This is a genomic window from Paenibacillus tyrphae, from assembly GCF_000722545.1.
GTDB classification, from domain to species: Bacteria; Bacillota; Bacilli; order Paenibacillales; family NBRC-103111; genus Paenibacillus_G; species Paenibacillus_G tyrfis.
The window spans coordinates 149,349-173,030 of sequence record NZ_JNVM01000011.1 but is presented as its reverse complement, the minus strand read 5'-3'; the positions used below and the strand labels follow the sequence as shown (position 1 = coordinate 173,030).

General features: G+C 55.4%; 17 protein-coding genes and 1 pseudogene. 11 read left to right on the top strand and 7 right to left on the bottom strand.

The genetic code is table 11. From position 1 onward, the window contains the following. The first annotated feature begins 292 nt into the window (after positions 1–292). Entirely contained in the window at positions 293–835 is a 543-nt protein-coding gene (locus tag ET33_RS36425) for a hypothetical protein (protein WP_152570642.1), read from the top strand. Positions 836–1,522: 687 nt separating this feature from the next. On the opposite strand, the gene ET33_RS15500 is transcribed toward ET33_RS36425, so the two are convergent. Next, the gene (locus ET33_RS15500) at positions 1,523–4,027 is read right to left on the bottom strand and encodes a U32 family peptidase (RefSeq protein ID WP_036683073.1); all 2,505 of its coding nucleotides are present in this window, start codon (positions 4,025–4,027) and stop codon (positions 1,523–1,525) included. A 195-nt stretch (positions 4,028–4,222) separates the two neighbouring features. Here ET33_RS15500 and ET33_RS36420 point away from each other — a divergent pair, with 195 nt between their 5' ends. Beyond that, on the top strand, positions 4,223–5,710 hold the full coding sequence (locus ET33_RS36420; protein WP_051775358.1) for a diguanylate cyclase domain-containing protein: 1,488 nt from the start codon (positions 4,223–4,225) through the stop codon (positions 5,708–5,710). 179 nt (positions 5,711–5,889) lie between these two features. Here the strand turns inward: ET33_RS36420 and pdxR are convergent, their stop codons facing one another. Together pdxR and ET33_RS15485 are read right to left on the bottom strand one after the other, a co-directional pair. Beyond that, positions 5,890–7,326: a MocR-like pyridoxine biosynthesis transcription factor PdxR gene (gene pdxR, locus ET33_RS15490; RefSeq protein ID WP_036683069.1), complete on the bottom strand. Its 1,437-nt coding sequence runs from the start codon at positions 7,324–7,326 to the stop codon at positions 5,890–5,892. Positions 7,327–7,357: 31 nt separating this feature from the next. After that, positions 7,358–7,570 carry a hypothetical protein gene (locus ET33_RS15485; protein WP_025847835.1) on the bottom strand — a complete coding sequence of 71 codons (213 nt, stop codon included), beginning with the start codon at positions 7,568–7,570 and terminating at the stop codon, positions 7,358–7,360. A 266-nt stretch (positions 7,571–7,836) separates the two neighbouring features. Here ET33_RS15485 and ET33_RS15480 point away from each other — a divergent pair, with 266 nt between their 5' ends. The 5 genes from ET33_RS15480 to ET33_RS15460 all read left to right on the top strand — a co-directional run bounded on the left by ET33_RS15480 (position 7,837) and on the right by ET33_RS15460 (position 15,044). Beyond that, entirely contained in the window at positions 7,837–11,088 is a 3,252-nt protein-coding gene (locus ET33_RS15480; protein WP_036683064.1) for an FG-GAP repeat domain-containing protein, read from the top strand. A 137-nt stretch (positions 11,089–11,225) separates the two neighbouring features. Then, positions 11,226–11,477, top strand: a complete 252-nt coding sequence (locus ET33_RS15475; RefSeq protein ID WP_036683061.1) for an acyl carrier protein — start codon at positions 11,226–11,228, stop codon at positions 11,475–11,477. A gap of 4 nt (positions 11,478–11,481) precedes the next feature. Further along, the gene (locus tag ET33_RS15470) at positions 11,482–12,678 is read left to right on the top strand and encodes a class-II aminoacyl-tRNA synthetase family protein (protein ID WP_036683059.1); all 1,197 of its coding nucleotides are present in this window, start codon (positions 11,482–11,484) and stop codon (positions 12,676–12,678) included. A gap of 70 nt (positions 12,679–12,748) precedes the next feature. Beyond that, complete coding sequence (locus ET33_RS15465; protein WP_036683057.1) at positions 12,749–13,717, top strand: hypothetical protein; 969 nt, start codon at positions 12,749–12,751, stop codon at positions 13,715–13,717. Positions 13,718–13,892: 175 nt separating this feature from the next. After that, positions 13,893–15,044: an MBOAT family O-acyltransferase gene (locus tag ET33_RS15460; protein ID WP_036683053.1), complete on the top strand. Its 1,152-nt coding sequence runs from the start codon at positions 13,893–13,895 to the stop codon at positions 15,042–15,044. Between the two features lie 63 nt (positions 15,045–15,107). Here the strand turns inward: ET33_RS15460 and ET33_RS15455 are convergent, their stop codons facing one another. Then, the gene (locus tag ET33_RS15455; RefSeq protein WP_036683051.1) at positions 15,108–15,398 is read right to left on the bottom strand and encodes a hypothetical protein; all 291 of its coding nucleotides are present in this window, start codon (positions 15,396–15,398) and stop codon (positions 15,108–15,110) included. A 224-nt stretch (positions 15,399–15,622) separates the two neighbouring features. On the opposite strand from ET33_RS15455, the gene ET33_RS15450 reads away from it, so the two are divergent. The 3 genes from ET33_RS15450 (at position 15,623) to ET33_RS15440 (ending at position 17,280) form a co-directional block, all read left to right on the top strand. After that, on the top strand, positions 15,623–15,844 hold the full coding sequence (locus tag ET33_RS15450) for a hypothetical protein (protein WP_036683049.1): 222 nt from the start codon (positions 15,623–15,625) through the stop codon (positions 15,842–15,844). A gap of 16 nt (positions 15,845–15,860) precedes the next feature. Beyond that, positions 15,861–16,169, top strand: coding sequence for a hypothetical protein (locus ET33_RS15445; RefSeq protein WP_036683044.1), 309 nt, complete (start codon positions 15,861–15,863; stop codon positions 16,167–16,169). Between the two features lie 142 nt (positions 16,170–16,311). Further along, a complete protein-coding gene (locus tag ET33_RS15440) occupies positions 16,312–17,280 on the top strand; it encodes a sugar phosphate isomerase/epimerase family protein (protein WP_036683040.1) in 969 nt (322 codons plus the stop codon). Between the two features lie 174 nt (positions 17,281–17,454). On the opposite strand, the gene ET33_RS15435 is transcribed toward ET33_RS15440, so the two are convergent. Next, positions 17,455–17,670 (bottom strand): hypothetical protein, encoded by a 216-nt coding sequence (locus ET33_RS15435; RefSeq protein WP_036683037.1) that lies wholly within the window; start codon positions 17,668–17,670, stop codon positions 17,455–17,457. Between the two features lie 172 nt (positions 17,671–17,842). Between ET33_RS15435 and ET33_RS39480 the strand changes: the two are divergent. After that, a pseudogene (locus tag ET33_RS39480) lies at positions 17,843–18,216 on the top strand (nitrite/sulfite reductase); the annotation flags it as partial. 312 nt (positions 18,217–18,528) lie between these two features. On the opposite strand, the gene uvrA reads toward ET33_RS39480, so the two are convergent. Further along, positions 18,529–21,411: an excinuclease ABC subunit UvrA gene (gene uvrA, locus ET33_RS15430; RefSeq protein WP_036683034.1), complete on the bottom strand. Its 2,883-nt coding sequence runs from the start codon at positions 21,409–21,411 to the stop codon at positions 18,529–18,531. 20 nt (positions 21,412–21,431) lie between these two features. Then, positions 21,432–23,429 (bottom strand): excinuclease ABC subunit UvrB, encoded by a 1,998-nt coding sequence (uvrB, locus tag ET33_RS15425; protein WP_036683184.1) that lies wholly within the window; start codon positions 23,427–23,429, stop codon positions 21,432–21,434. Positions 23,430–23,682 lie beyond the last annotated feature (253 nt).

Sequence of the window (23,682 nt, the reverse complement as noted above, 5' to 3'; positions counted from 1 at the left end):
TCCACTTGATTAATAGAAAATTAATTATTTGAATATTGCAAAAGATGGTGACCTTATATGTGTCGCTAGTCAAAATCATTCTTTCTTTTCCGAATATTCTGGTATTTTTTTGACTAAATGGGTATTAGTGAAACTTTTTAATGCTTGATGTCGTATAATAAAAAGACGGGTATAACGGTTACAGGGTAAAGTGTGAAAAATTTTAAGGAAGTGAACAAATGTGAGAGTGTACTTTAAAGGCTTCAGATTATTGGTTGGTGTTGCTTTTATCGTTTGTGTAGGGGGAGGTGTAGTGGCATTCCAAAGCACAAATGCTAATAATGCGACTAATCAAAGCCACGCAAACCCTCTCAATTATCCCGAAAATGAACAAGGACATACTTACGGTTCTGCCGAAGAATTCGTTTCCGTTGAAATGCTACCTGATTTAATCCATGTAGGAAGCGTGGATGACATTAAAGGATATGTGCTAAAAAAAGATTATCTCAGTGAACTTGGTCTTGATGCTCCACTGTATGATGTTGATGAGAAGACCATAATTGGTTCTTTTCATGTCGGCGCTAAGAATATGAACTATCCAAAAAATAAAAACGGGCAGACATACGGTTCTGCCATAGATTCTACCTCTTCAAAAATGAGACCTGAATTAATCAGTGCTGTAGGTGTGAATGGTACAAAAGGATATGTGCTGAGAAAAGACATTGACGGTGAACAACCAAAATCACCCGCGGAAGCCATTTCACTACAGAACAGTAGATCACCAAGTGGTCGTGATATCCCGCTGTATGACGTTGATGGTGAAACCGTAATTGGTGTATTTCATGTCGGAGGATAATAATGTTATGACTTCTAAGAGGGACTTTCTTTCAACGTCCAAATAAAAAGTAACGTGTTTCGCGTCATGGTATTAGCAGTATGGGGTGTATAGGAACAAAGTAAAACTTGCCAGCTATCTTCATGCTAGGTTTGCGAGCGAGAGGTCATGGATGTTTATTTGGGAAAAGCGAGGGATGCACTGAATGCATATAAGAGAAAAATGTTCTGCAAGAGAATCTACTGCTCCACATTTCTCCTCTCAGATGGGAGCATGTCAATTTTGTTGATGAATATACCTTCCAAACTAGAAAGCCGGTAATTCCTAAGCGTAGGAAAAACCGGCTTTTTTCGCTTACAAAATCTCTTAGCGTGGGTTTTATGTCATTTGGTTGGCGGTACCCCAAGAATACAAAGTAGCGTTGAACGGCTTTCGTAACGACGGAATCCCTTAGTTTCCTTGATTTTAATATCATGTGTGCTGACTTGATTCCACGATAGCTTCTTCCTTGCTAGAAAAGGCGTTCTAGCGCGATCATTCAAGTAATTGTCGTACAACAATCTTCCTTTTCCTCAACACGTCGACACCTAGATATAACAGTCGCGGACAAGCCTTTCGCTACTTAGTGCTTTACCTAGATAACTCCTAATACGTCCTCATTAACCATTTGCTTTCTCACACCTTTGTGTTGCTTTGTAGATCAAAAGCTTACTTCACGAGCTGACCGCGGGTCACGCCAAGCTGATTGGTCGCTTTCAGCGTCTTCCATACCTGCGTACCGCCAATCTCCCCGCGCAAAGCGCGGTCATAGAGGCCAAGCACTTCGCGCACCTTCTCCGCCGTCTCTTCCAGAAACTCGACGCGGTACGAAGTTACGCCAAGCTCCATAAAGTTGGCGAGATACTCCGCGCCCGATTGATCGATGGCGTTGTATACCGTGTTACGGCAGCCTTCGTCGACCCGCACCGGATGCGAGAAGCCGACGCGGTCGCGCAGCGATGCCCGCTGCTCCTCGCACGGGCGGCCGCAGTTCGTGTAGTTCGTACCCGGACTCATGAACGTGCAGTAGACACAGTGCTCGGTGTGGAACATCGGCAAATGCTGGTGGATAACGATCTCCAGCTTCGACGTATCGGTCCGGCGCAGCAGATCGATCATCTGCTGAATGTTCAGGTCGTAGGACGGCGTCACGCGCTGAAGTCCCGCTTCCACGAACAAAGCCGCCGCCTTGTGGTTGGCGATATTCAGCGAGAAATCGCCGATTAGCTCGGGGCGCGCTTCTGCCGGATGCTCCGCGAAGTACCGCATGAACCAATAAACGGCACCCGTATTGCGGACAAGCACAGCATCGGGACCGAGGTTCAAAATGTTTTTGAAATAACCCGTTTCGCCAGGCATGTGAATGCGCGGTGTCGCCAGCGCGATGCGTTTGCCTGCGGCACGGGCGGCTTCCACGGCGGCCGGAAACTGCTTGATGAACTCGAAATCGGCATAGACGAGATCAACGTTCAGCTTACAGGCCTCCTGCACCTGCTCGAGGCTCCGGCACAGCGCGGTCAGCGACGGCCGTGCGTTCGAAGCGGCCACGGGGGCCGCAGGCGCGTCGCCGTAGACGTCTGCACGCCGCTTGATATAAGCGCGCGGGCGCTCCCGCTCCGCAAGCAGCAGCTCCGCCGCCTGACGGCGCATCTGATTCAGCTCGCGCATCGGCACGATCAAGTCGCCACTCAAATGCACGTCGACGGCCTCCAGCGCAAAAATTGTCCCGCCAAGCCGCCCGAACTGCTCCTCAAACAGCGCCGCATCCATCGGCCGCTTCTCCGCGGGCACCAGCGGCAGCTCCGATTCGACCGTTACGGTATGCCCGGCCGTCGCGTCGGTCCAGACGCTCTTCAGCGGTTGATCGGCCGCTCCCGTCACCTTAACCTTTACCGGAAAGACGCGGTACGGCTTGTCCGTCTCGAACGTCTGGCGCAGCCGCTTGTCCAGATGCGGATCGTTCGTCTTCCAGATCCGGTCGCCGACATGCACCCGGCTCAGATCGACGTCGCTGCGCCCGGGCACGATCTCGATCAGCCCGCCTGGCGCTTCGCCTTCCAGCTTCACGCCTTTGCGGCGCAGATCGTAGACGCGGCCCCCTTCTTCCTTCTTCGTCGGGTCGCCCGCGTCGAAGCAAATCCCGTCGCCGCGCTTCAGCGGCGCCTCAAGCTCGCACACCACGCCGTCGCGCAGCACTTGCTTCACACGCCCCACATACACGCCGCGGCTTTTGGGGTACGTGCCTTCCACAAGCTGCTTGTTGTTCGTACCCTTCAAGAATCCGTGCGTAAACCCGCGCGAGAAGCTTTGCTCCAGCTCCCGCAGCTCTTCCTTCGTCGGCTTCGGATTGTCGCCGTCAAAATAACGGTCGATCGCGCGCCGGTACTTCGCCACGACGTTCGCCACGTACTCCGGGCTCTTCAGCCGGCCTTCGATCTTGAAGGAGGTGACGCCCGCTTCGATCAGCTCCGGGACAAGCTCCAGCGCCGCCAAATCTTTGGGCGACAGCAGGTAGGCTACATCGCCCATCGGCTTCTGCTCCCCGTCGACCATCAGATCGTACGGCAGCCGGCACGCCTGCGCGCACTCGCCGCGGTTCGCTGAACGGCCGCCCCACATCTCCGAGGTCAGACATTGCCCGGAATACGAAACGCACAGCGCCCCGTGCACGAACACCTCCATCGGCAGCTTCGCCTGATCGCCAATCTGTTTGATTTGCTTCAGATTGTTCTCCCGCCCAAGCACAACCCGCTCCATATCGAACGGCTTCGTGAACTCGACGGCTTCGGGCGACGTAATCGTCATCTGTGTCGAACCGTGGATCGGGAAATCCGGCGAAAGCTCGCGGATCATTTTCACCAGACCCAGGTCCTGCACGATCACCGCATCGACGCCGGCATCGATACAGGCCTCGATCAAGGATTTCGCATCCTCCAGCTCTTCTTCAAACACCAAAATATTAAACGTCAAAAAGCCCTTCACCCCATAGCGGTGCAGGAACGACATAATATCCGGCAGCTCGTCCGTATGAAAATTGTTGGCCCGGGCCCGCGCATTGAATTTTTCGACCCCGAAAAAGACCGCGTCCGCCCCGTTCGCTACGGCTGCCCGCAAGCAATCCCAATCTCCCGCAGGCGCCAGCAGCTCGATATCTGATTTGCGAAGTTCGCGCATGTTGAATTCATTCCTCCGAAAAAAACGCTTTTCCTCCTAGTGTACCAGAAACGGGGGCGACAAACCATGGCAAGCCCTTGCCAACGCGCACTTAACATCAAAAACTGGTAATGACGAATAAAGAGGAAATTTGTCAGATTATGACGAATATTGAAGGTACTTTACTTCTCGAAACGATCCGATTCGGAGGACTCGATGTTCAAAGATTTCATAACGAATGCGGCGCTGCTGGTAGCCTCGTTTTTTATCATCGGCCAACTGTTCAAAGACTATCGGCTCGGACCTGCTTCTTCATGGAAAATGAAGGCAGCAGCCGGGATTTGCTTCGGCTTGCAGGGGATCATGCTCATGACTTACAGCGTACGCTTAAACGAGTCCGTCATCGTCGATCTGCGCCATATCCCGGTCGTCGTCGCCGCGATGCAGGGCGGGCCGGTATCCGCCGTCTTCAGCGCCGCAGTCATCATGTCCGGACGAATCGGCTTGTTCGGTCCTTCCTACACTTCCGTCATCCCCTCAATCCCCATTATGCTGATCGGCATCACCTGCGGAGCATTGGCAGGGAATAAGGGCATATCCATGCGGCGGTTTTTGCTGCTGAATACCGTCGCGATGATTTATGTGTCCGTTGCCGTAGCTATGCATTTCGGCCTGAACGGTCTGCAGAACCAAGTCGCAAGCGTTCTCGCTTATCATTGGGTCATATCCACCACCGTCGGGCTGCTGTCCGTCTATACCTTCCGCTATATCGTCCGGGCCCATGAATCGACCAAGAAATTGCAGCAAAGCGAAGCGCGCTACAAGCGGCTCATTACAGCTTCGCCGGACGCCACCCTTGTGCTGAGCCAGGATCTGATTGTCTTTATCAACGAAAAAGGGGTCCGGCTGCTGCGGGCGGCCGCAAGAAAAGAACTGCTCGGCCGGTCGATCTACGACTTTTTTCATCCGGACAACCACAATACGTCTTGGACGCACTGTCAGGACATCCGTTCCGGCAAAGCGCAGCCCGAACTGATCGAGCAAAAGCTCGTATGCCTTGACGACACCGAAATCATCGTGGAGCTGTCCGTGTCGCCTACGGTATATAAAGGTAACGCCGCCCTGCTCGTCACGCTAAGAGACATTACGGGCCGCAAAACGACCGAGCGCCAGCTGCAGGAAGCGCTGAGCCTTCTGCAAAAGCTGTCGGACCTCGACGGTCTGACGGGCATCGCCAACCGCCGAAAGCTGGACGAGCATTTGGCCAAAGCCTGGTCGGACTGCGCGGCGAACCGATCTCCGTTATCCGTCATTATGTTCGACGTGGATCATTTTAAGGCCTATAACGATTCGCACGGGCATTTGGGCGGGGATGAGGTGCTGCGCACGATTGCCTTGACGGCTAACGCCGTGCTGCTGCAAAAATCTCATTTCATCGCGAGGTACGGGGGCGAGGAATTTGCCTGTGTTCTAACGGAGGTCGGGGCGGAGGAAGCTTACGAATGGGCGGAGGCGATCCGGATGGCCGTAGAACGGCTCGCTTTGCCGTTCAAAGCGTCGGACGTAAACGAATATGTTACAGTCAGCCTAGGGCTTGCTTCTCTCGTGCCCGACGCATCCGCTCCCCCCGAGCAATTGATCGATCTGGCGGATAAGGCGTTGTATCAAGCCAAAGCCGAAGGCCGCAACCGGACGGTATGCTAGAGCAGCACCGACGAGGCGGCCGATAAATAAGAAAGGCTTCTTATCGAAGCCTTTTCGAGGAAGATACATTCGTGTCTTAGAGGATGCTTTTCTTGAAATGATAGAATGGTTCAGCTCCGCTGAAAATTTATACATTCTATCATTATAAAAAAACAGGGCGTTTGTGCCCTGTAAGCGCGTCACCGCCTGGAAGCCGCCCGGAACGCCTCGGCAAATCGTGCCGCTCCGACAGCGATATCCTTCTTGGAAGGACGTGCGAACGTTAACCGTACATGGCTGCTGCCCGGCCCGAATACGCTTCCCGGCACGAACAGCACGCCGCGTTTGATTCCCTCGTCCAGCAGCCTTGCCGCGGAAATTCCCCCTGCCAGCTTTCCCCACAAGTAAAGTCCGCCGTCCGGCCGCTCAAACGTCATGTCCCCTTTTAAATGCTCGTTCAGTTCCTTCATCAGCAGCTCGCTCTTCAGCCTCAACGCGCGCCGGACCCGAAGCAGATGCCTGTGAAAAAAGTCGGAAGCCAAAAACCGCGCGGACAGCCATTCCGGCAGAACGCTCGGTCCCATATCCATCTGCTGTCTGGCTGCCGTCAGCTGACGAATGACGGCGTCGGGGCCGACCAGCCACCCGGTTCTTAGTCCGGGCGCCGCAATTTTGGACAGGGAGCCGACATACAGCACGACGCCTCTCGTATCCATCGCTTTCAGCGGCACCGGGGGCTCGTCCCGAAACGCGGCTAAGCCGTACGGGTCGTCTTCGACAATCGGGACACCCAGCTCCGCTGCGACTTCAAGCAGCCGTTTTCGGCGATCCGGACGAAGGGTACGGCCCGTCGGATTTTGAAACGCGGGATTCAAGATGAGCATGCGCAGCTTGTCCTTGCGGATGCGTGCAGCCAGTTCGTCGGGCCGTATTCCCGCCTCATCCACCGGCAGCGCTACCGGACGCAGTCCGGCGCTGGGCAAGACATGGGACGAGTAATGATACGACGGAACCTCGATGCCCACCGCATCCCCCGGGCGCAGCAGACAGCGCGCGATCAGATACAGCGCCTGCTGAATGCCCGACGTGACGAAGATGGACGAAGCGGTCGCATCCACCTGGCGGTAGGCGCGCAAGTAGACGGCAAGCGCTTCCCGAAGCGGGTACAACCCTTGCGGGTCCGTATACCCCAGCGGCTCCGTGAGCGGCTGCTCCCGCATCAGCTGCCGGAACGCCTCCATCGGGATCAGGTCCTCCGACAGCTCGCTGCCGGCCATATCGACGATCTCTGCGCCTTTCCGGGCTTCCTCCCGGACTTTACGAAGCAGGGGAGAGCCCGGCGGGGAGCTTTGCTCGGTGTAAGGCAGCCAATCGACGGCCGGTTTGGGCGACTCCTCCCACTTTCGCAGGCTGACCCGGGTCCCGCTCCCTTTCCTGCGGTCGATCAGCCCCCGGGAACGCAGCTCCTCGTAGGCTTGGATAATCGTGCTGCGGTTGAGCTGCCATTGCCCGGCCAGCTTGCGCTCCGGCGGCAGGATCGAGCCCGGCGGCAGCTCCCCAAGAATGATGCGCCGTTCGAAATAATCGGCGATTTGTCGATACATGGGCACGGGGCCCAAGCGGTCCGGTTTCCACATGGTCGGTCCCTTTCTTCTGCCGCAGTCTGGATTACATATAGTACATGTATAATGCGAAGACGAGATAACCGCCGAATAGAACGACGGCATAAATCCATGTCAGCCGCAGCAAATTTTTTCCCGTTCTCTGGTCGTAAGTGGGGTTGCCTTCTTTATTTTTGGCCGATACGCCCACCACAATGGTAGCGATCAGCGCAAACAGGACGATAACGAAAATAAGCAGATACAGCATCCATTCGTTCATAGGAGCTTCCGTCCTTTCTTCTATAATAAAGGATAATCTTCTCGAAAAATACGCGTCCTACCCTTACTTTACAGGAGAACGAATGCGGCGTAACCCCCCAATCGGCCGCTTTTCGACCCATCCAATTTGTCATTCTCCAGGCTATTGGATGGGTCGATTTACGGGGGCGTGCCGGTCCCCGCCGGACCGCGCAAAAGTTAACAAAGCCCGCCATCCATGCTATAATGGCAAGGTAATCTAGCCTAACGAGCAATGAGGAGATTTTTTTGATTCGATTACGACCTTATCGCAAGGCGGCGGCGATTGCGATTGTTGCAATTGCAGCCGTCGTTCTCGTCTACCTGCTGACAGCGAACAAAGAGCTGAAGGTGCGCCTGCTGTACGCCACCGCAAGCGGCGCTTCCGATCCGACCGCCTACGCGCAGCTGCGGCAATCGCCGGTTGTCGGTCTGGAGTTGGAGCGGCAGGAGCTGAGCCGTCTGAGCGCGCGCGAGCTCCGGTCTTACGATTCGATTTATTTGGACCCGTCGCTGCACGGGAGCATGACAGACTCCGAGCGGGAGCTGCTTCAAGCTTACGTCCGGAAAGGCGGGCATTTATTTCTTGAGAACCCGTTTGCGGACGATTTTGACCCCGGCTTTCTCGGAGCGGGACAAGTCGTCGACGTTCCTGCGCCGGCTCGCAGCGTGCTCGGAGCCGGAGGCGGAAGTCCGTCCCTCTGGTCTTACCCGGATGTCGATGCCAACCTGCAGAGCGTCCAACAGCTGCTTCGGTCGTTCGCAGACAGCTTCTTCCGGCACGACACCGAAGGAAGCTTGAGCCGGTTTTCCTGGGGAAAAGGGCTCGTCCCTTCCACAGCACAGACGCTCGCTTCCATGAACGGCATCTCGCTTTATACGTTGAACCGGTATGGGGAAGGCACGGTGTTTTTTAGCGGCACGCTGCTGCCGAACCGGTATTTTGTGACGGGCTACGATCTAAACAGCGGCATGGACCCGAAGCTCGGCTTCGAGAAGCTGGCGGCAGACACGAACGCGGCCAAGAAGCCGACTCCGGACGCGCTGTATTTCGACCGCAGCCAGCTGCCGCTGGCGCCGTACTTCCATTTTACGTTCGCAGCCGGGAACGCCCTGCTGCGCAGCGAATACGCCGCGTTCGTCTCCAAGACGAAGCTCGGCTACAGCGTCAAAAAGTCGTACGGGCCTTACGGCCGTCCGGCGATGGCGTACCAGAACCATTTCGAAGCGCTGGAAGCGATCCGCGACGGCGAAGGCATCCAGTGGGCGGAACTGCTCAAAAAGTACAAGCAGATCCCGTCGTTCTCGCTGGTCCGCTCGTCATTTACGTGGGGGCGTTGGCAGGAATCGGTCGTCGTCCATTTGAACACCGGAACGAACGACAAGCCCGCCTTCGCCGGCGAGACGCCGAATTCGTTCTATTCGAGCGGCACGCGGCTGTCCGCCGACGGAGAGGCGATCCGGCTGGCCAATTATCCGGATTACCGCTCGCTCGGCGATTCGATCACGCTGCCTTACCGCGCGTACCCCGCGCTGGCCGACCTTACCGGCGACGGCCGGCCCGACCTGATCGTCGGGTCGGCCGACGGCGGATTGTACGTTTACCGGAACGCCGGTGAAACGGAAGGAGCCTACGCCGGGCAGCAGCTCCCGGCGGGACTGAAAGCGCCGGCGGCGTTCGCGCGGCGCGAGCCCTTGCGGCTCCCAAGCGGGGAGCCGCTGAAGGTCGGATCGTACGCCAGCGTGGCGGCGTATGATCTGAACGGCGACGGCCGGCCGGATCTGCTGATCGGCCAGCCGGACGGCACGCTCGCGGTCGCCTATGGCGAAGCCGGCGGCGCGTTCAAGGCGCCCGTCCCGCTGCTGGCGGACGGGAAGCCGATCCGCGGCGCGGCGCCGATCGCGCCGGCCGTGGGCGCCGTCACCGGAGACGGCGTCCCCGATCTCGTGATCGGGGATGCCGATGGGCAGGTGACGCTGTACCGCGGCACGCGCGGGGCAAACGGCGCGGTCGCCTGGCACGCGGGCGAAGCGCTGTTCAAGCTGTCCGCGCGGTTTGCGGCGCCGTCCGTCCGCGACATGAACGGGGACGGCAAAGCTGACCTCGTCGTCGGCACCGGAGAAGGCGACCTGCGCGTTTTCATTCAGGAGGACTCGGGTACCGGGCGTACCGCTTGGGTGGACAAAGGCGTCATCGAAGCGGCGACCGTCAACCAGCTCGGCAACCATGCGCTCGTCGGCGGGCACAACGCCGTCCCGCTCTGGTACGACCTGAACGGAGACGGCAAGGACGATCTGATCGTCGGGCAGCTCGAATTCGGCATCCCATCGACCGTCGACGATCCGAAATTTCCGTATGCGGACCAACTAAACGAATTTATCCGGTATACGAAAGACAACCGTCTGGAGCTGTATCCGCATATTTTTGTCCATAACTTTACGAGTGACGCGCAAGAGAAGCAGGAAATCGCGCTGCATCAGAAAGCGTTCGAGAAGCTCGGCATTCCGTGGAATATGCCCGGCACGAACCAGCATACGTGGCGGATCAACAATCCCGACCGCAGCCAGACGCTGCGCAACGAGCGGGAGTCCGGCATCTGGTTCAACTTCGGCTTCAAGCCGTCGAATATCAAGGCCGATCCGCGTCTCGGGGTCGAGTATAACTGGGGCCTACCGTTTCTTATGACCGATGCGTCGGGCGAGCCCGACTTGACCAAACCGATGATGCTGAATACCCCGGCGCCGGTGCTGCGCACGGACCCGCATTATTCGACCAAAGATATTTTCGAAGCGTACGCGGCGCTCGACCTGCCGATCGATTATTTCGAGCATATCGAGTATCACTTTCCGACCCGCGTGCCGGAGCTGCTGGAATTTGTCCGGTATTTGGACAAGCTCCGGGACGATTACAGCTATAACTTCATGACCGAGCCCCAAATGGCGCGCTCATTCCTGAATGCAATGACGACCCGCGTCGAACTGTACCGGCCGTGGCGCGAGGTCATCGCGGACCGCATCAAGAAAATGCTCGGCATGACCGTCGAGCCCGGCTTCCGCGTCAAGGCGATCACCGATGGTGTTCCTGCGCAGGCCGCCGAATACCGCGGCACGCTCGGCCTCGTCGTCGACCGCGGGCAGCCTTACGCGGCCAAGCAGGCCGTCACCGATGCCGAGGTGCGCGATACGCGCGGCGGCAAGCTGTACCTTGGCGTCCCGCAGACGGCCGCCATCCGGTTCGCCGAGCCCGAACGGGCGACGGCATTAGGCAGCGAGCCGCATCTGATGCGCTCGAACGTGCCTTACGAGCTGCAAAAATCGTCGGACCGCTGGACGCTGAAGCTGAACGCGCCCGGCATGCAGCAGGTGCAGATTTACAGCGCCGAGCCGCTGACCATCGAAGGAGCGGGGCTAACCGTCGACCGGGACGAAGCGAAAGCGACCTATACGGTCACGCATTACGGAGATCCGGTGACGCTAACCGTCGCCAAAGCGGCACGTTAGCTTACATTCACTCTTCAGGCGGACGGTTGTTGCAGCGGGGCCCCTTGGTCCCGCAATCGCCGTCCCGCTTTTATGCCGGCACTCGCTACGAGCCCGGCGATATCGCTTGATTTTACTTTATCCGAGGAGGCTTCCCCATGCAGGAATTGCTGGAACAGCTTGAGGTGCACATCAAGAGCCGTTACGAAATCGAAGACGATGACGACGATTTTTCTGTAGACGTACACTTGTTCGATTATGGATATATTGATTCGATCGGAGCGACGGCGCTGATCGCGCATATCGAGAAGACGTACGGCATCCAAGTGACGAATCAAGATTTAATGCTGTACCCGCTCAACACCGTCCGCGAAATCGCGACGTTCATCCACAACAAGAAAGAGAGGTAAGCTCATGGAATGCGTCGTATCTTTGGAGGGGCTCGCCTCCAGCCAGCACGGACAGCTCAAATACGCCGCGGCGTTTATTGACGAGACGATCCGCGACATCCGGCTTGAATCCGGGCACATTCATATTGTTCACGACTCACCAAAAGGCAACGCCGCCATCGAAGAGCAGGTACGCAAGCTGATCGACCGCTTCTCGCAAGGGGATTTCGGCTTCAAGGAAAATATCCTGTTCGAGCATAAGGTCAATACCCCCTACGAAGGCGATATCATCGCCGAGCTCGTCGAGCGCAAAATCATCAAAGTGCTGGAGCCGGGCCTCTTTATTTTCCGCGAGCCGTTCTCCAGTCTGATGCGTTTTCTCGACTACAGCTTCGTCACGAAAATAGCGAACCGTTTTTCAGGAATTACGGAGGAACAATACCCGGCCGTCATTCATTGCGACACGCTGAACAAGACGAATCATTTTACCTCGTTTCCGGAGCACATTCACTTCCTGTCGCACTTGCGCGAGGATCTCGACATCATCGAATCGTTCTCCCAATCGATCCGCGACGCCGGTGGCTGGAAGCAGGAGCAGCCGCTCGATCTGAACGCCAACCTGGCGAAGCCGAAATTCACGATGAACCCTTCGACCTGCTACCACTGCTACGAAGGGCTGCAGAATGAGACGCTTGAAGGCGACGGTGTGACCGTGACGGCCATCTCCAAGTGTCACCGCTTCGAATCGCGCAATCATACGGACTTCGGACGCCTGCTCGATTTCAGCATGCGGGAGATCATCTTCGTCGGCAAGCCGGATTACGTGAAGGAGAACCGGCTGCAGGCCATCGAATATTTGAAGGAACTAGCCGTTGAATGGAACGTGGACAGTGTGCTGGAAATCGCGAACGATCCGTTTTTCACGAACGACTTCCAAGTCAAAGCGTCCTTCCAGCGGAACCAAGAAATGAAGTACGAGCTCCGGCTGACGATTCCGAATATCAACAAGTCGATCGCCTGCAGCTCCATCAATTTCCACAGCAACACGTTCGGCAATGCGTTTAATATTAAAATGGGCAAGCGCAACGCGGTTACCGGCTGCGTCGGGTTCGGCATCGAGCGCTGGGCTTTCGCTTTCCTCGCGCAATTCGGCTTGGACGAAGCGAACTGGCCTGCAGCGTTCCGCGAGCAGTACCACGCTTGGCAGCAAAAATCGCTCTAGCACCGTAACCCGTGTTTCTGTGATTGATAACTAATGATCGCCTTCATTGGAAAGTGTGGGTTTTCCCGTTATGATCGCTTTTCTTCGCAAAAACAGCTTCGTGCTGCTGCTGTTGGCCGCTTTCGTGCTGTCGGACGTCCTCATCTCCTGGTGGGACCCGATGGTAACGTCGCGGCGTTTTTATAAGAACGATTTTACGAAGACGCTCTTCCATCACGATTGGCAAAATCGGGGACCGGCCTTCTACGGCAACTCCGCGGTGACGGGGGCGTATATCGAGTCGGATTCGACTGCCAAGCTGGTGGAGCTCGGGCTTTCCTATGGGAAGCTGACCGATCTGAAAGCGATTTTGGAGCAGCAGCGGTTCCATGTGGAGAGACAACTTGTCGTCGGCATCGACGTGCATACGATGATCGACAGTCTGGACACGGACCCGACCTACCAATGGTTCAAGCCTTGGTACCAGCCTTACGTCTACGCGTACCGCGACTATTTCCGAGATACCGGGACGGAGCTTGCCTGCGGCTTATATCAAGGGCTTCTGAAGCAGGATGCCGCCCGGTTCGAAGCATGCGCCCGCTTCCCGGAGACGCTGAAGCTGAGCGCATCCGATCCGCTGGCTTACCAGCCGCGCTGGATCGACAAGGAGCTCTACTTCGGCCGAAAATCCGATGAGGATCTCCGCAAAAAGTGGGACGAGTACGAGCAGCGCTTCGGCTGGATGACCAACCGGGATTTCAAGAACAATCTGGACGCGCTGGACTTCATCATCGCTTACAGCAAGCAGCAGGGCTTGCCGCTGCGCGTCGTCTGGATGCCTTGGAACCGCGGCTACAAGCTGCCGGGCTACATGCCCGCTTTGCAGGAAGAAGTCAACCGGCGCCTGCAGGCGGCCGGGGTTCCGACGCTGGATCTGCTGACGGCCTACGATCCTAAATATTTTCACGATCTCGTTCATCTGAGCCGTCAGGAAGGCGCTCCGGTGTTTACGAAGGAGGTGGACGCATGGCTCGCTTCGCTCGCAAAATCGTCGAAGTGATCGTTTATCTCGCCATGCTCATCATGGTACTGATCTACTTTACCGGCAAAGGATTGTTCATCTACGAAGGGTTCTGATCTTGTCTTGATCGGCGCGGGCCCCGATCGGTCCTTCCGTCCCGCTCCGGGCCGGTTTCCGACCCGCACGGCGGATGCATATGTTGGAGGAATCTTCGATGTGGTATTTAAATATGAACGCGGTTATGGCCATGACCGGCATGGTGCTCGTGCTTGCCCTAACCCGGCGGTGGGCGGATAACAAGCGGCTGCTGCTGCTCGCGTTCAACTTATGCTTTTTGCTGCTGTTCAGTAAAAAGCTGCTCGCCTTTTACTTGGCCTACACGGCGCTGAACTATTTGGCCTTTCTATTTCTGAGCCACACGTCGCGCTTTCGCAAGGGCTGGTTCATTCTGCTGATCGCCGCCAATGTGGCCGCTGTCTGCTCGCTGCGGCTGTTCGGCATGGAAGTATTCACTCACCCGCTGTTCGACGTTGTCATTGTACTCGGCTTGATTTACAACGTACTCAAGGTGATCGATGCCTTGTATTTCGCTTACTTCTTCGGCAAAGACGCCCGCGCGAAGGTCGTCGATTACTTTAACTATATTTTGTTCATCCCGACGTTCACGTCCGGCCCGATTCTCAAATTCCGCGATTTCATGGCGGATACGAAGCAGCCGTATCGGGTGGATGCCGCACAGACGGAGAGCAGCATCAAACGCATCATTCTCGGTATGTTCAAGAAGATCGTGCTCGTCACCTGGATGACCGACATATTCAATACCATGTCCGGGCAAGAGCTTTATACGCATCAATCGCTATTTTTGATGGTCTGGTTTTATGCCCTGATCTACTTCGATTTCTCCGGCTACTCCGATATTGCGATCGGCTTCGGACGGCTGATGGGCTACAACATTCCGGAAAACTTCAAGAAACCGTTCCAATCTCCGACGCTGACGCAGTACTGGCGCAATTGGCACGCTACGCTCGGTGACTGGTTCCGCGATCATATCTTTATATTTTTCTCGCGCCAAACGCCGACCAAATGGACCGCTGCGGGCCTGTCCATCCTCATCATGGTGCTGATCGGACTGTGGCACGGCTTTAGCTGGCTCTATCTGCTGTGGGGCGTTTACCACGGTGTAGTGATCGCGCTGGAGAACCTGCTCGGGAAAACGACGGTCAACAAGAAAAAAGTATCCCGGACGTACTTCTACGCCCGCTGCGCGTTAACCCAGCTGATCGTTACCGCGGCCGTTATCGTCTACAGCGGCAAAAGCGAAACGGTACTCCACATTTACCGCGGTCTCTTGAACTGGCCGTTCTAAATATGATAAAAGCAGCGTCCCTCTGCGGGCGCTGCTTTTTTTACGCGAACTCGCGAAAATACCTCAACTGGCATCGGATTGCTTCCCAGGCGTTTCTATATCTTCTTCTTTGGCCGGGGCAGCTTGAACGGTGCATTGCAGTTGGCTGCCGTTTGCCATTATATGCAATTCCCCCACATATTGAAACACATCGTCACTGTCCTTCTTATGTACATGTACGCAGCCCGATTTCGTATTAATGTTGAGCGAGAGCTGATCGGGCAGCTCCACCAAGCAATGAAACTTTTTAAAGCCGTTTGGGAAACGCAGCCAGGTGCCTGATACCGTTTCAACAATTTGCGTATCTTTGCTCATCTTACGATCCGCCCTTTCTGTAAAAAATTTCCCATTCCCTCTCCCAGTCCGAAGAGAATTATTTCCATTGTAGACTAATCAAAAGGAAAAGAATCGGGAACGTTGTCGGACGCTTTTGTCGAAAACTAAACTTTGCCTAGTGAACAAGCATTCGCTGAGCCGTATATTTTAAGAAAATTGCCAGAAAATAAGGGTAACCCCTTGGAAGGAGAACGTGATTCCGAATGCTGACCACTCTTATCGCACTTGCGGCCGTCGTATGCGTGATCTCTGCCGCTGCGTCATTTATACTGGCCCGAAGACAGCAAAATAAGGAATTTGACAAAAACACAGACCCGAACACAGTCAAACATCCCGTCATGGCAAATCCGATGCTTATCGTTTATGTGCTTTTTCCGATCGTTCTGGTTGCCGGTGCAGTTATCTGGTCTTACTATTTTAAATAAGTCGGAGGTTACTTCCATGGATAAAAGAAACTACTATGTTTCCGTACAGTCAAAGACGATCATGCAGGACCAAGGCGATGCGGCTTACGAGTTGGAGATCGAAGCCACGCCGGAGGAAATCATAAAGCTTAAGGAATTATTTGAAGATGTGGAATACGCAGAAGAACTTACCTTCTCCAGGGCCCATTTTCCGGGTATTCCTTATCATCATGACAAGGAAAACGATGCCTACGACATCTATTTGAAAAACGTCTATCAAACGCTGTACAGTCTGGGTACCGATGAAACAAAAAAACATATTCAAACGATGAACGTTTTAGACTGAGTCGTGAACTTTTTACGAAAAAGCGACACCCCGATGCGTTATGTCCGAAACTCCTACTTTGAGCCGTACGCAATTAGTGATATAATTTGGATGAGCGTTCTATTGTACGCGCGTTCATTTTGATTATTTTCGGAGGTGTCCCATGAAATTAGGCGTTTTCACGGTATTATTCCAGCAGAAGCCTTTCGAAGAAGCGCTTGACTACATTGCATCCAAAGGACTCGACGCTGTTGAAATCGGCACCGGCGGCTACCCCGGCAAAGCGCACTGCGACCCGGACGTGCTGCTTAGCGATAACGGTAAGCTGAAAGCATTCAAGCAAGCGATCGAATCCCGCGGACTGACGATCAGCGCACTCAGCTGTCATGGCAACCCGCTTCATCCGCAAAAAGCGCTCGCCCAAGCCGATCATGAAGCGCTGCTTAAAACAGTCGACCTTGCCCAGAAGCTCGAGGTGCCTGTCGTCAATGCGTTCTCCGGCTGCCCGGGAGACTCCGATAACGCGAAATATCCGAACTGGCCGGTGGCTCCTTGGCCGCCCGATTTCCAAGAGATTCTCGATTGGCAGTGGGCCAACAAAGTAATTCCGTACTGGACGGAAACCGGTAAATACGCTTCCGAGCGCGGCGTGAAATTCGGTCTTGAGCTGCACGGCGGCTTCTCTGTCCATACTCCGGCTACGCTGCTGCGTCTGCGCGAAGCAGCCGGCGACGCCATCGGCGCGAACCTGGACCCGAGCCATATGTGGTGGCAAGGCATCGATCCGGTGCAGGCGGTGAATATTCTTGGCCGCGCAGGCGCCATACACCACTTCCATGCCAAAGATACGTCGATCGATCCGATCAACGTCAACCGTTACGGCGTCACGGATATGCAGTCCTACGCGAACATGCTGGACCGCGCTTGGCAATTCCGTACCGTCGGCTATGGGCACGATCTCAAGACGTGGGCGGACATCATCAGCGCGCTTCGCTTGGTCGGCTACGACTACGTCGTCAGCATCGAGCATGAAGACGGCTTGATGTCGGTGGACGAAGGCTTTACGAAAGCGGTGCAAAACCTGCAGCAAATCCTCATCAAAGAGCCGCTTGGCGAAATGTGGTGGGTGTAAAGCCTTTCAAAGTTATGAAAATCGATGGAGCGCTCCCTCTGTTCTAAGGAGGCGCTCCTTTTTATATGTTTAGGCGGAATAGTCCTATTAAAACGCCAAAAGGACAGTGTCCCGGGAGACCTGTCCTTGTCCGTGCATCATGTATAATCTTATTCGCGTCTCTGCAGCAGCAGCTTACAGTTTGCCCATCCAGCCCATAACCATAACTGCGCTCAAGGTTACGAATACGGCTAAGCTGACTAGACCAAAGCCAATGGCGAACGGATTTTTCTTTTTAGCGCCGAGCAACCGGATCAGGCCGATGGCAATAACTACCGTGAACAAGACCACGAAGATATCGAAACCGGAAAAGGTGCTCGTGCTTTTTGCCGCTTCTTCAGCCAAAAACATGGAGGGACCTCCTTCAATATGCGAAAATACTTAATTTCTATCTTATCTTGACTAGCATGGAAGTGCAAGCGATTTATCTAGATGTAACAAGTTTGTCAACATTTTCGCCGGGAAGCGGCAGGGCTCTAAAATGGAACTCGTCAAGCACGAAAAAGACGGTCTCAACGTTTACGACTGCCCGCGTACGGTAGTCGGCAATCCGCTCGCCGGCATCAACCCTGACGAGAGCTGATGGATACGACCGCGCGCAAGTCAATCAGGCGAACGATTTCTTCCTGATGAGCCGCGATTCCTCGAATCTTCCGTGCAAATATAAAATGTCCATTTCATCTAATATTTATAACTCCGGCCATGCAGAAAATCAGTACCTGGCCTTCACGCCCGCGGCGAACACGATTCGAGGGAGAGGAAGTACTCGGCTTCCACGTATGGGTCGGCGGCTTGTCGGCGAAACCGCACCTCGCAAAGCAGCTTGATCTGTTCGTCTGCCCGGAGGAAGTGCTGAAAGTTGCAATTGGCGTAACAACCATCTATCGCGAAAACGGCTTGCAAGGCGCACTCGTGAAGACGCCGGATGAGAGGCCGACGCCTTCGATATCGCTGTAGGCGGCATACTTAGGCTGGGGGCTCGATTCAACCAAGCACTGGAAGGCCGGATAAAGGATGATCAGGTCGGTCCAGTGCTTAGGCAGCTGATCCGTACTCCAAGAATAAGCGCGGACCGGAGGAATCGTTTCATCAATTCATGGGCCGTGTCGGCAGCTCTACTTTATATATCGCAACCCGCAAAAAACGCTGCTCTCAAACCAGTTTCCCGGCTTGAAGCAGCGTTTTTTCTATCCCTATAGGTTATCGACATTAAACAGCCGCATCTTCCATTTCTTTCAGCCGCTTATTGTAATCTTCGGAGCGTACTTTGTCGCGTTCCAGGATCGGATTCAGGTATTTGCCTGTGTACGAGCCGCTTACCTTCACGACTTCCTCCGGCGTTCCGGAAGCGACGATCGTACCGCCCCGGCTGCCGCCTTCCGGTCCGAGATCGATGATATAATCGGCCGTCTTGATCACATCGAGGTTGTGCTCGATGACAAGAACGGAATCGCCGTTCTCGACCAAGCGGTGCAACACCTTAAGCAGCCGGTCGATATCATGGATATGCAATCCGGTCGTCGGCTCGTCCAGAATGTAGATCGTCTTGCCCGTGCTACGGCGATAGAGCTCGGCCGCAAGCTTCACGCGCTGCGCCTCTCCCCCGGAGAGCGTCGTCGCCGGCTGACCCAAATTCATGTACCCGAGCCCGACGTCCATCAAAGTCTGCATTTTCCGGTGAATACGCGGAATGTTTTTGAAAAACTCGCACGCATCCTCGATCGTCATTTCCAATACGTCGGAAATGTTCTTGCCCTTATATTTCACTTCCAACGTTTCGCGGTTATACCGTTTGCCTTTGCATACCTCGCACGGCACGTAAACGTCCGGCAGGAAGTGCATCTCGATCTTAATGATGCCGTCGCCCTTACACGCCTCGCAGCGTCCGCCCTTCACGTTAAAGCTGAACCGGCCTTTCTTGTAGCCGCGCACCTTCGCTTCATTGGTCGCCGAGAAGACGTCGCGGATATCGTCAAATACGCCGGTGTACGTAGCCGGGTTCGAACGAGGCGTCCGCCCGATCGGCGATTGATCGATGTCGATCACCTTGTCGACATGCTCCAGTCCTTTGAACTCCTTGTACTCGCCTGGGCGAACCTTGGCACCGTTCAACTCTTTCGCCAACGTTTTATATAAAATTTCATTAATCAGCGTACTCTTGCCGGAGCCGGAAACTCCGGTCACACAGCCGAATACACCGAGCGGAAACTTCACATTGACGCCGCGCAGGTTGTTTTCTTTGGCCCCGCGGATTTCCAGCCATTTGCCGTTCGGCTTCCGCCGCTCGGCAGGGACAGGAATAAACTTGCGGCCGCTGAGATATTGCCCGGTCAACGATTGCTCGTCCTGCATAATCTCCTCGGGCGTGCCTTGGGCAATCACCTGGCCGCCGTGAATGCCTGCGCCCGGTCCGATATCGATGATGTAGTCGGCAGCCAGCATCGTATCTTCGTCGTGCTCGACCACAATCAGCGTATTGCCCAGATTCCGCATATGCTCCAGCGTCTGGATCAGCCGGTCGTTATCCCGCTGGTGCAGGCCGATGCTCGGCTCGTCCAGAATGTACAGAACGCCCATCAGGCTCGACCCGATTTGCGTCGCCAGACGAATCCGCTGCGCCTCGCCGCCGGAGAGCGTGCCCGCCGCGCGGTGCATCGTCAAATAGTCGAGTCCGACATTGACGAGGAAGCCAAGACGCTCTTTGATCTCCTTCAGGATCAGGTGCGCAATCTGCGTCTCGCGGTCGGTCAGCTTCACCGAGTCGAACCATTGCTGCGCCTCCCCGATGGACAGCGAGGTGACATGCGCGATATTTTTCTCCGCTACGGTTACCGCCAGCGTTTCCGGCTTCAGGCGAGCGCCCTTGCACTTGCCGCAAGGCTTGGCGCTCATGTACGTCTCGATATGCTCACGGATGCCGTCGGAGAACGTCTCCCGGTAACGGCGCTCGAGATTGTTCACGATGCCTTCGAAAGGAACCATCGCTTCCTTCTTATGTCCGAAGTCGTTCTCGTAGCGGAAGCGCACCTTCTCCCCGCCGGTACCGTTCAACAGCTTTTGCATTTGCTCTTTCGTCAGCTCGCCAACAGGCACATTTTTCGGGATACCGTAGTGCTCGCACACCGCCGCAAGGAACTGCGGGTAGTAGTTCGACGTGCTGCCGGCCCATGCCTCGAACGCTCCCTCTTCGATGGAAAGCTTCGGATTCGGAACGAGAAGGTCCGGGTCGACGATCATCTTTTGCCCTAAGCCGTCGCAGTCTGGACATGCGCCGAACGGGCTGTTGAACGAGAACATCCGCGGCGCCAGCTCTTCGATACTAAAGCCGCACTCAGGGCAGGCCAGATTTTGGCTGAACAGCAGCTCTTCCTGATCGATCACGTCCACGATGACGCGCCCCTCCGCCAGCTTCAAAGCCGTCTCCAGCGAGTCAGCCAGACGCGTTTGGACATCGTCCTTCACGACGATCCGGTCCACGACCACTTCGATCGTATGCTTTTTGTTTTTCTCCAGCTCAATCGTTTCCGACAGCTCGCGAAGCTCGCCGTTGACGCGCACGCGGACGAAGCCTTGCTTCTGGATATCCGCCAGCAACTTCGAATGCTCGCCCTTGCGTCCCGAGACGATCGGCGCCAAAATTTGCAGCTTGGTGCGCTCCGGATACTCCATGATCCGGTCGACCATCTGTTCGACGGTTTGCGAGGTAATCTCGATTTTATGCTCCGGACAGTGCGGACGACCGATCCGGGCGAACAGCAGACGCAGATAGTCGTAAATTTCCGTCACCGTACCTACAGTGGAACGCGGGTTGCGGCTCGTCGTCTTCTGGTCGATGGAGATGGCCGGAGACAATCCGTCGATCGAGTCGACGTCCGGTTTGTCCATCTGCCCGAGAAACTGCCGCGCGTAGGCGGACAGCGACTCGACATATCTTCTTTGCCCTTCGGCATAGATGGTATCGAACGCCAAGGACGACTTACCGGAGCCGCTCAGGCCGGTCAGGACAACAAATTTATCCCGCGGAATGACGACGTCAATATTTTTCAGGTTGTGCGCCCTGGCGCCTTTAATTACAATGTTGTCTCTGGCCACGTTTCGAAAGCCTCCCTTGACTACAGCTCGGCCTTCAATTCAAGCACGGCATCGCGGAGCTCCGCGGCACGCTCAAACTGCAGGTTTTTGGCTGCTTCCTTCATTTCCTGCTCCAACCGTTCGATCAGCGAGATGCGGTCTTTCTTGGACATCTTCGCCTGCTTCACTTCCGACAAGTAGTCGGCCTTCTGCTCGGCCACCTTGGTGGCTTCAATCACATCGCGCACTTTCTTCTGTATCGTTTGCGGCGTAATGCCGTGTTTCTCATTATAAGCGAGCTGAATCGTCCGGCGGCGGCTTGTTTCCTGAATCGCCTTGTCCATCGAATCGGTCACTTTGTCCCCATACATGATAACATGCCCGTTCGCATTGCGCGCCGCCCGCCCGATCGTCTGGATCAAGGAGCGCTCCGCACGCAGGAAGCCTTCCTTGTCGGCGTCGAGAATCGCCACAAGCGACACCTCGGGCAAGTCCAGCCCTTCCCGCAACAGGTTGATGCCGACGAGCACGTGGAATGTGCCAAGCCGCAATTCACGCAAAATCTGCATCCGCTCGAGCGTCTTGATGTCCGAATGCAAATACCGGACCTTAATGCCGATTTCCTTGAAGTAATCGGTCAAATCCTCGGCCATCTTCTTCGTTAGCGTCGTAACGAGTACCCGTTCGTCTTTCTTAATCCGGTCTTGAATTTCTTCCAGCAGATCGTCGATCTGACCTTTAGTCGGTCGAACCTCGATCACCGGATCCACGAGCCCGGTCGGACGAATGATCTGCTGCACCATCTCCGGACAATGCTCCAGCTCATATGGTCCCGGCGTCGCCGAGACATAAATGATCTGGTTCACTTTCTCTTCGAACTCTTCGAAACGGAGCGGCCGGTTATCCAGCGCCGAAGGCAGCCGGAAGCCGTGATCGACGAGCACTTCCTTGCGCGCCCGGTCGCCGTTGTACATCGCGCGAACCTGCGGCAGCGACACGTGCGATTCGTCCACGATCACGAGCATGTCGTCCGGAAAATAATCGAACAGCGTGTACGGAGTCGCTCCGCGCTCGCGGAACGTCAACGGTCCCGAATAGTTCTCGATCCCGGAGCAGAAGCCCATCTCCTGCATCATCTCGATGTCGTAGCGCGTCCGCTGCTCCAACCGCTGCGCTTCCAGCAGCTTGCCCTCTCCGCGCAGTTGCTCGAGCCGTTCCTCCAGCTCCCGCTCGATGTCCACGAGCGCCCGCTTCATCGTTTCCTCGTGCGTCACGAAGTGGGACGCCGGGAAGATGGCGATATGATCGCGTTCGCCGATAATCTCGCCGGTGAGCACGTTAATCTCCGTGATCCGCTCGATTTCATCGCCAAACAGCTCCACACGGATCGCTTGCTCGCCGCGTGAAGCCGGAAAAATCTCGATAACGTCGCCGCGCACGCGGAACGTGCCCCGTACGAAGTTCATATCGTTACGCTGGTACTGAATGTCGATGAGCCGATGCAAAATGTCGTTGCGAGAACGCTCCATACCGACCCGCAGCGACAGCACGAGATCCCGGTACTCCATCGGAGAACCGAGGCCGTAGATGCACGATACGCTCGCCACGATAATGACGTCACGGCGCTCGAAGAGCGAGCTGGTCGCCGAGTGCCGGAGCTTGTCGATTTCTTCGTTAATGCTGGAATCCTTCTCAATATACGTATCCGACGACGGAATATACGCCTCCGGCTGATAGTAATCGTAATAGCTGACGAAATAGGAAACGGCGTTGTTCGGGAAAAACTCCTGCAGCTCGCTGCACAGCTGCGCGGCTAGCGTCTTGTTATGCGCAATCAGTAGCGTCGGCCGGTTCAACTGGGCGATCACATGGGCCGCCGTAAACGTCTTCCCCGTTCCCGTTGCGCCAAGCAGCGTCTGATGTCTTTTCCCTTCCCGTACGCCGTTCACCAGCTGCTTAATTGCGGCCGGCTGATCCCCTTGCGGCTGAAACTCCGCTTCGAGCTGGAACTTCTTGTCGCTGAAGACGACTTCATTCATTTTGCTCATCTGATCACCCGTTCATTAAAAAGACTTTGTTTTCCTTCTAAACTTTTATCTGCCATATTCCGATAAATAACTAAGCATCGGTTGACGCGCGTTCGACTCCGTTCGACGATTTCCTTTGATAGGAATATTTGTTCCCATATATTATACCCTTTTTCTCTTTCTGTTGCAAACGAATCCCATTTCCTGTTTTTCCAAGGATCCGCTTACGCAGAAAAAAGAAAATGGATGCAGCACAACTTTAATT

Coding starts and splice junctions, on each gene's coding strand:
- ET33_RS15500 (WP_036683073.1), bottom strand. CDS start 4,027: ATGCGCGAACTTCGCAAATCAGATATCGAGCTGCTGGCGCCTGCGGGA.
- ET33_RS36420 (WP_051775358.1), top strand. CDS start 4,223: ATGTTCAAAGATTTCATAACGAATGCGGCGCTGCTGGTAGCCTCGTTT.
- pdxR (WP_036683069.1), bottom strand. CDS start 7,326: ATGTGGAAACCGGACCGCTTGGGCCCCGTGCCCATGTATCGACAAATC.
- ET33_RS15485 (WP_025847835.1), bottom strand. CDS start 7,570: ATGAACGAATGGATGCTGTATCTGCTTATTTTCGTTATCGTCCTGTTT.
- ET33_RS15475 (WP_036683061.1), top strand. CDS start 11,226: ATGCAGGAATTGCTGGAACAGCTTGAGGTGCACATCAAGAGCCGTTAC.
- ET33_RS15470 (WP_036683059.1), top strand. CDS start 11,482: ATGGAATGCGTCGTATCTTTGGAGGGGCTCGCCTCCAGCCAGCACGGA.
- ET33_RS15465 (WP_036683057.1), top strand. CDS start 12,749: ATGATCGCTTTTCTTCGCAAAAACAGCTTCGTGCTGCTGCTGTTGGCC.
- ET33_RS15460 (WP_036683053.1), top strand. CDS start 13,893: ATGTGGTATTTAAATATGAACGCGGTTATGGCCATGACCGGCATGGTG.
- ET33_RS15455 (WP_036683051.1), bottom strand. CDS start 15,398: ATGAGCAAAGATACGCAAATTGTTGAAACGGTATCAGGCACCTGGCTG.
- ET33_RS15450 (WP_036683049.1), top strand. CDS start 15,623: ATGCTGACCACTCTTATCGCACTTGCGGCCGTCGTATGCGTGATCTCT.
- ET33_RS15445 (WP_036683044.1), top strand. CDS start 15,861: ATGGATAAAAGAAACTACTATGTTTCCGTACAGTCAAAGACGATCATG.
- ET33_RS15440 (WP_036683040.1), top strand. CDS start 16,312: ATGAAATTAGGCGTTTTCACGGTATTATTCCAGCAGAAGCCTTTCGAA.
- ET33_RS15435 (WP_036683037.1), bottom strand. CDS start 17,670: ATGTTTTTGGCTGAAGAAGCGGCAAAAAGCACGAGCACCTTTTCCGGT.
- uvrB (WP_036683184.1), bottom strand. CDS start 23,429: ATGAATGAAGTCGTCTTCAGCGACAAGAAGTTCCAGCTCGAAGCGGAG.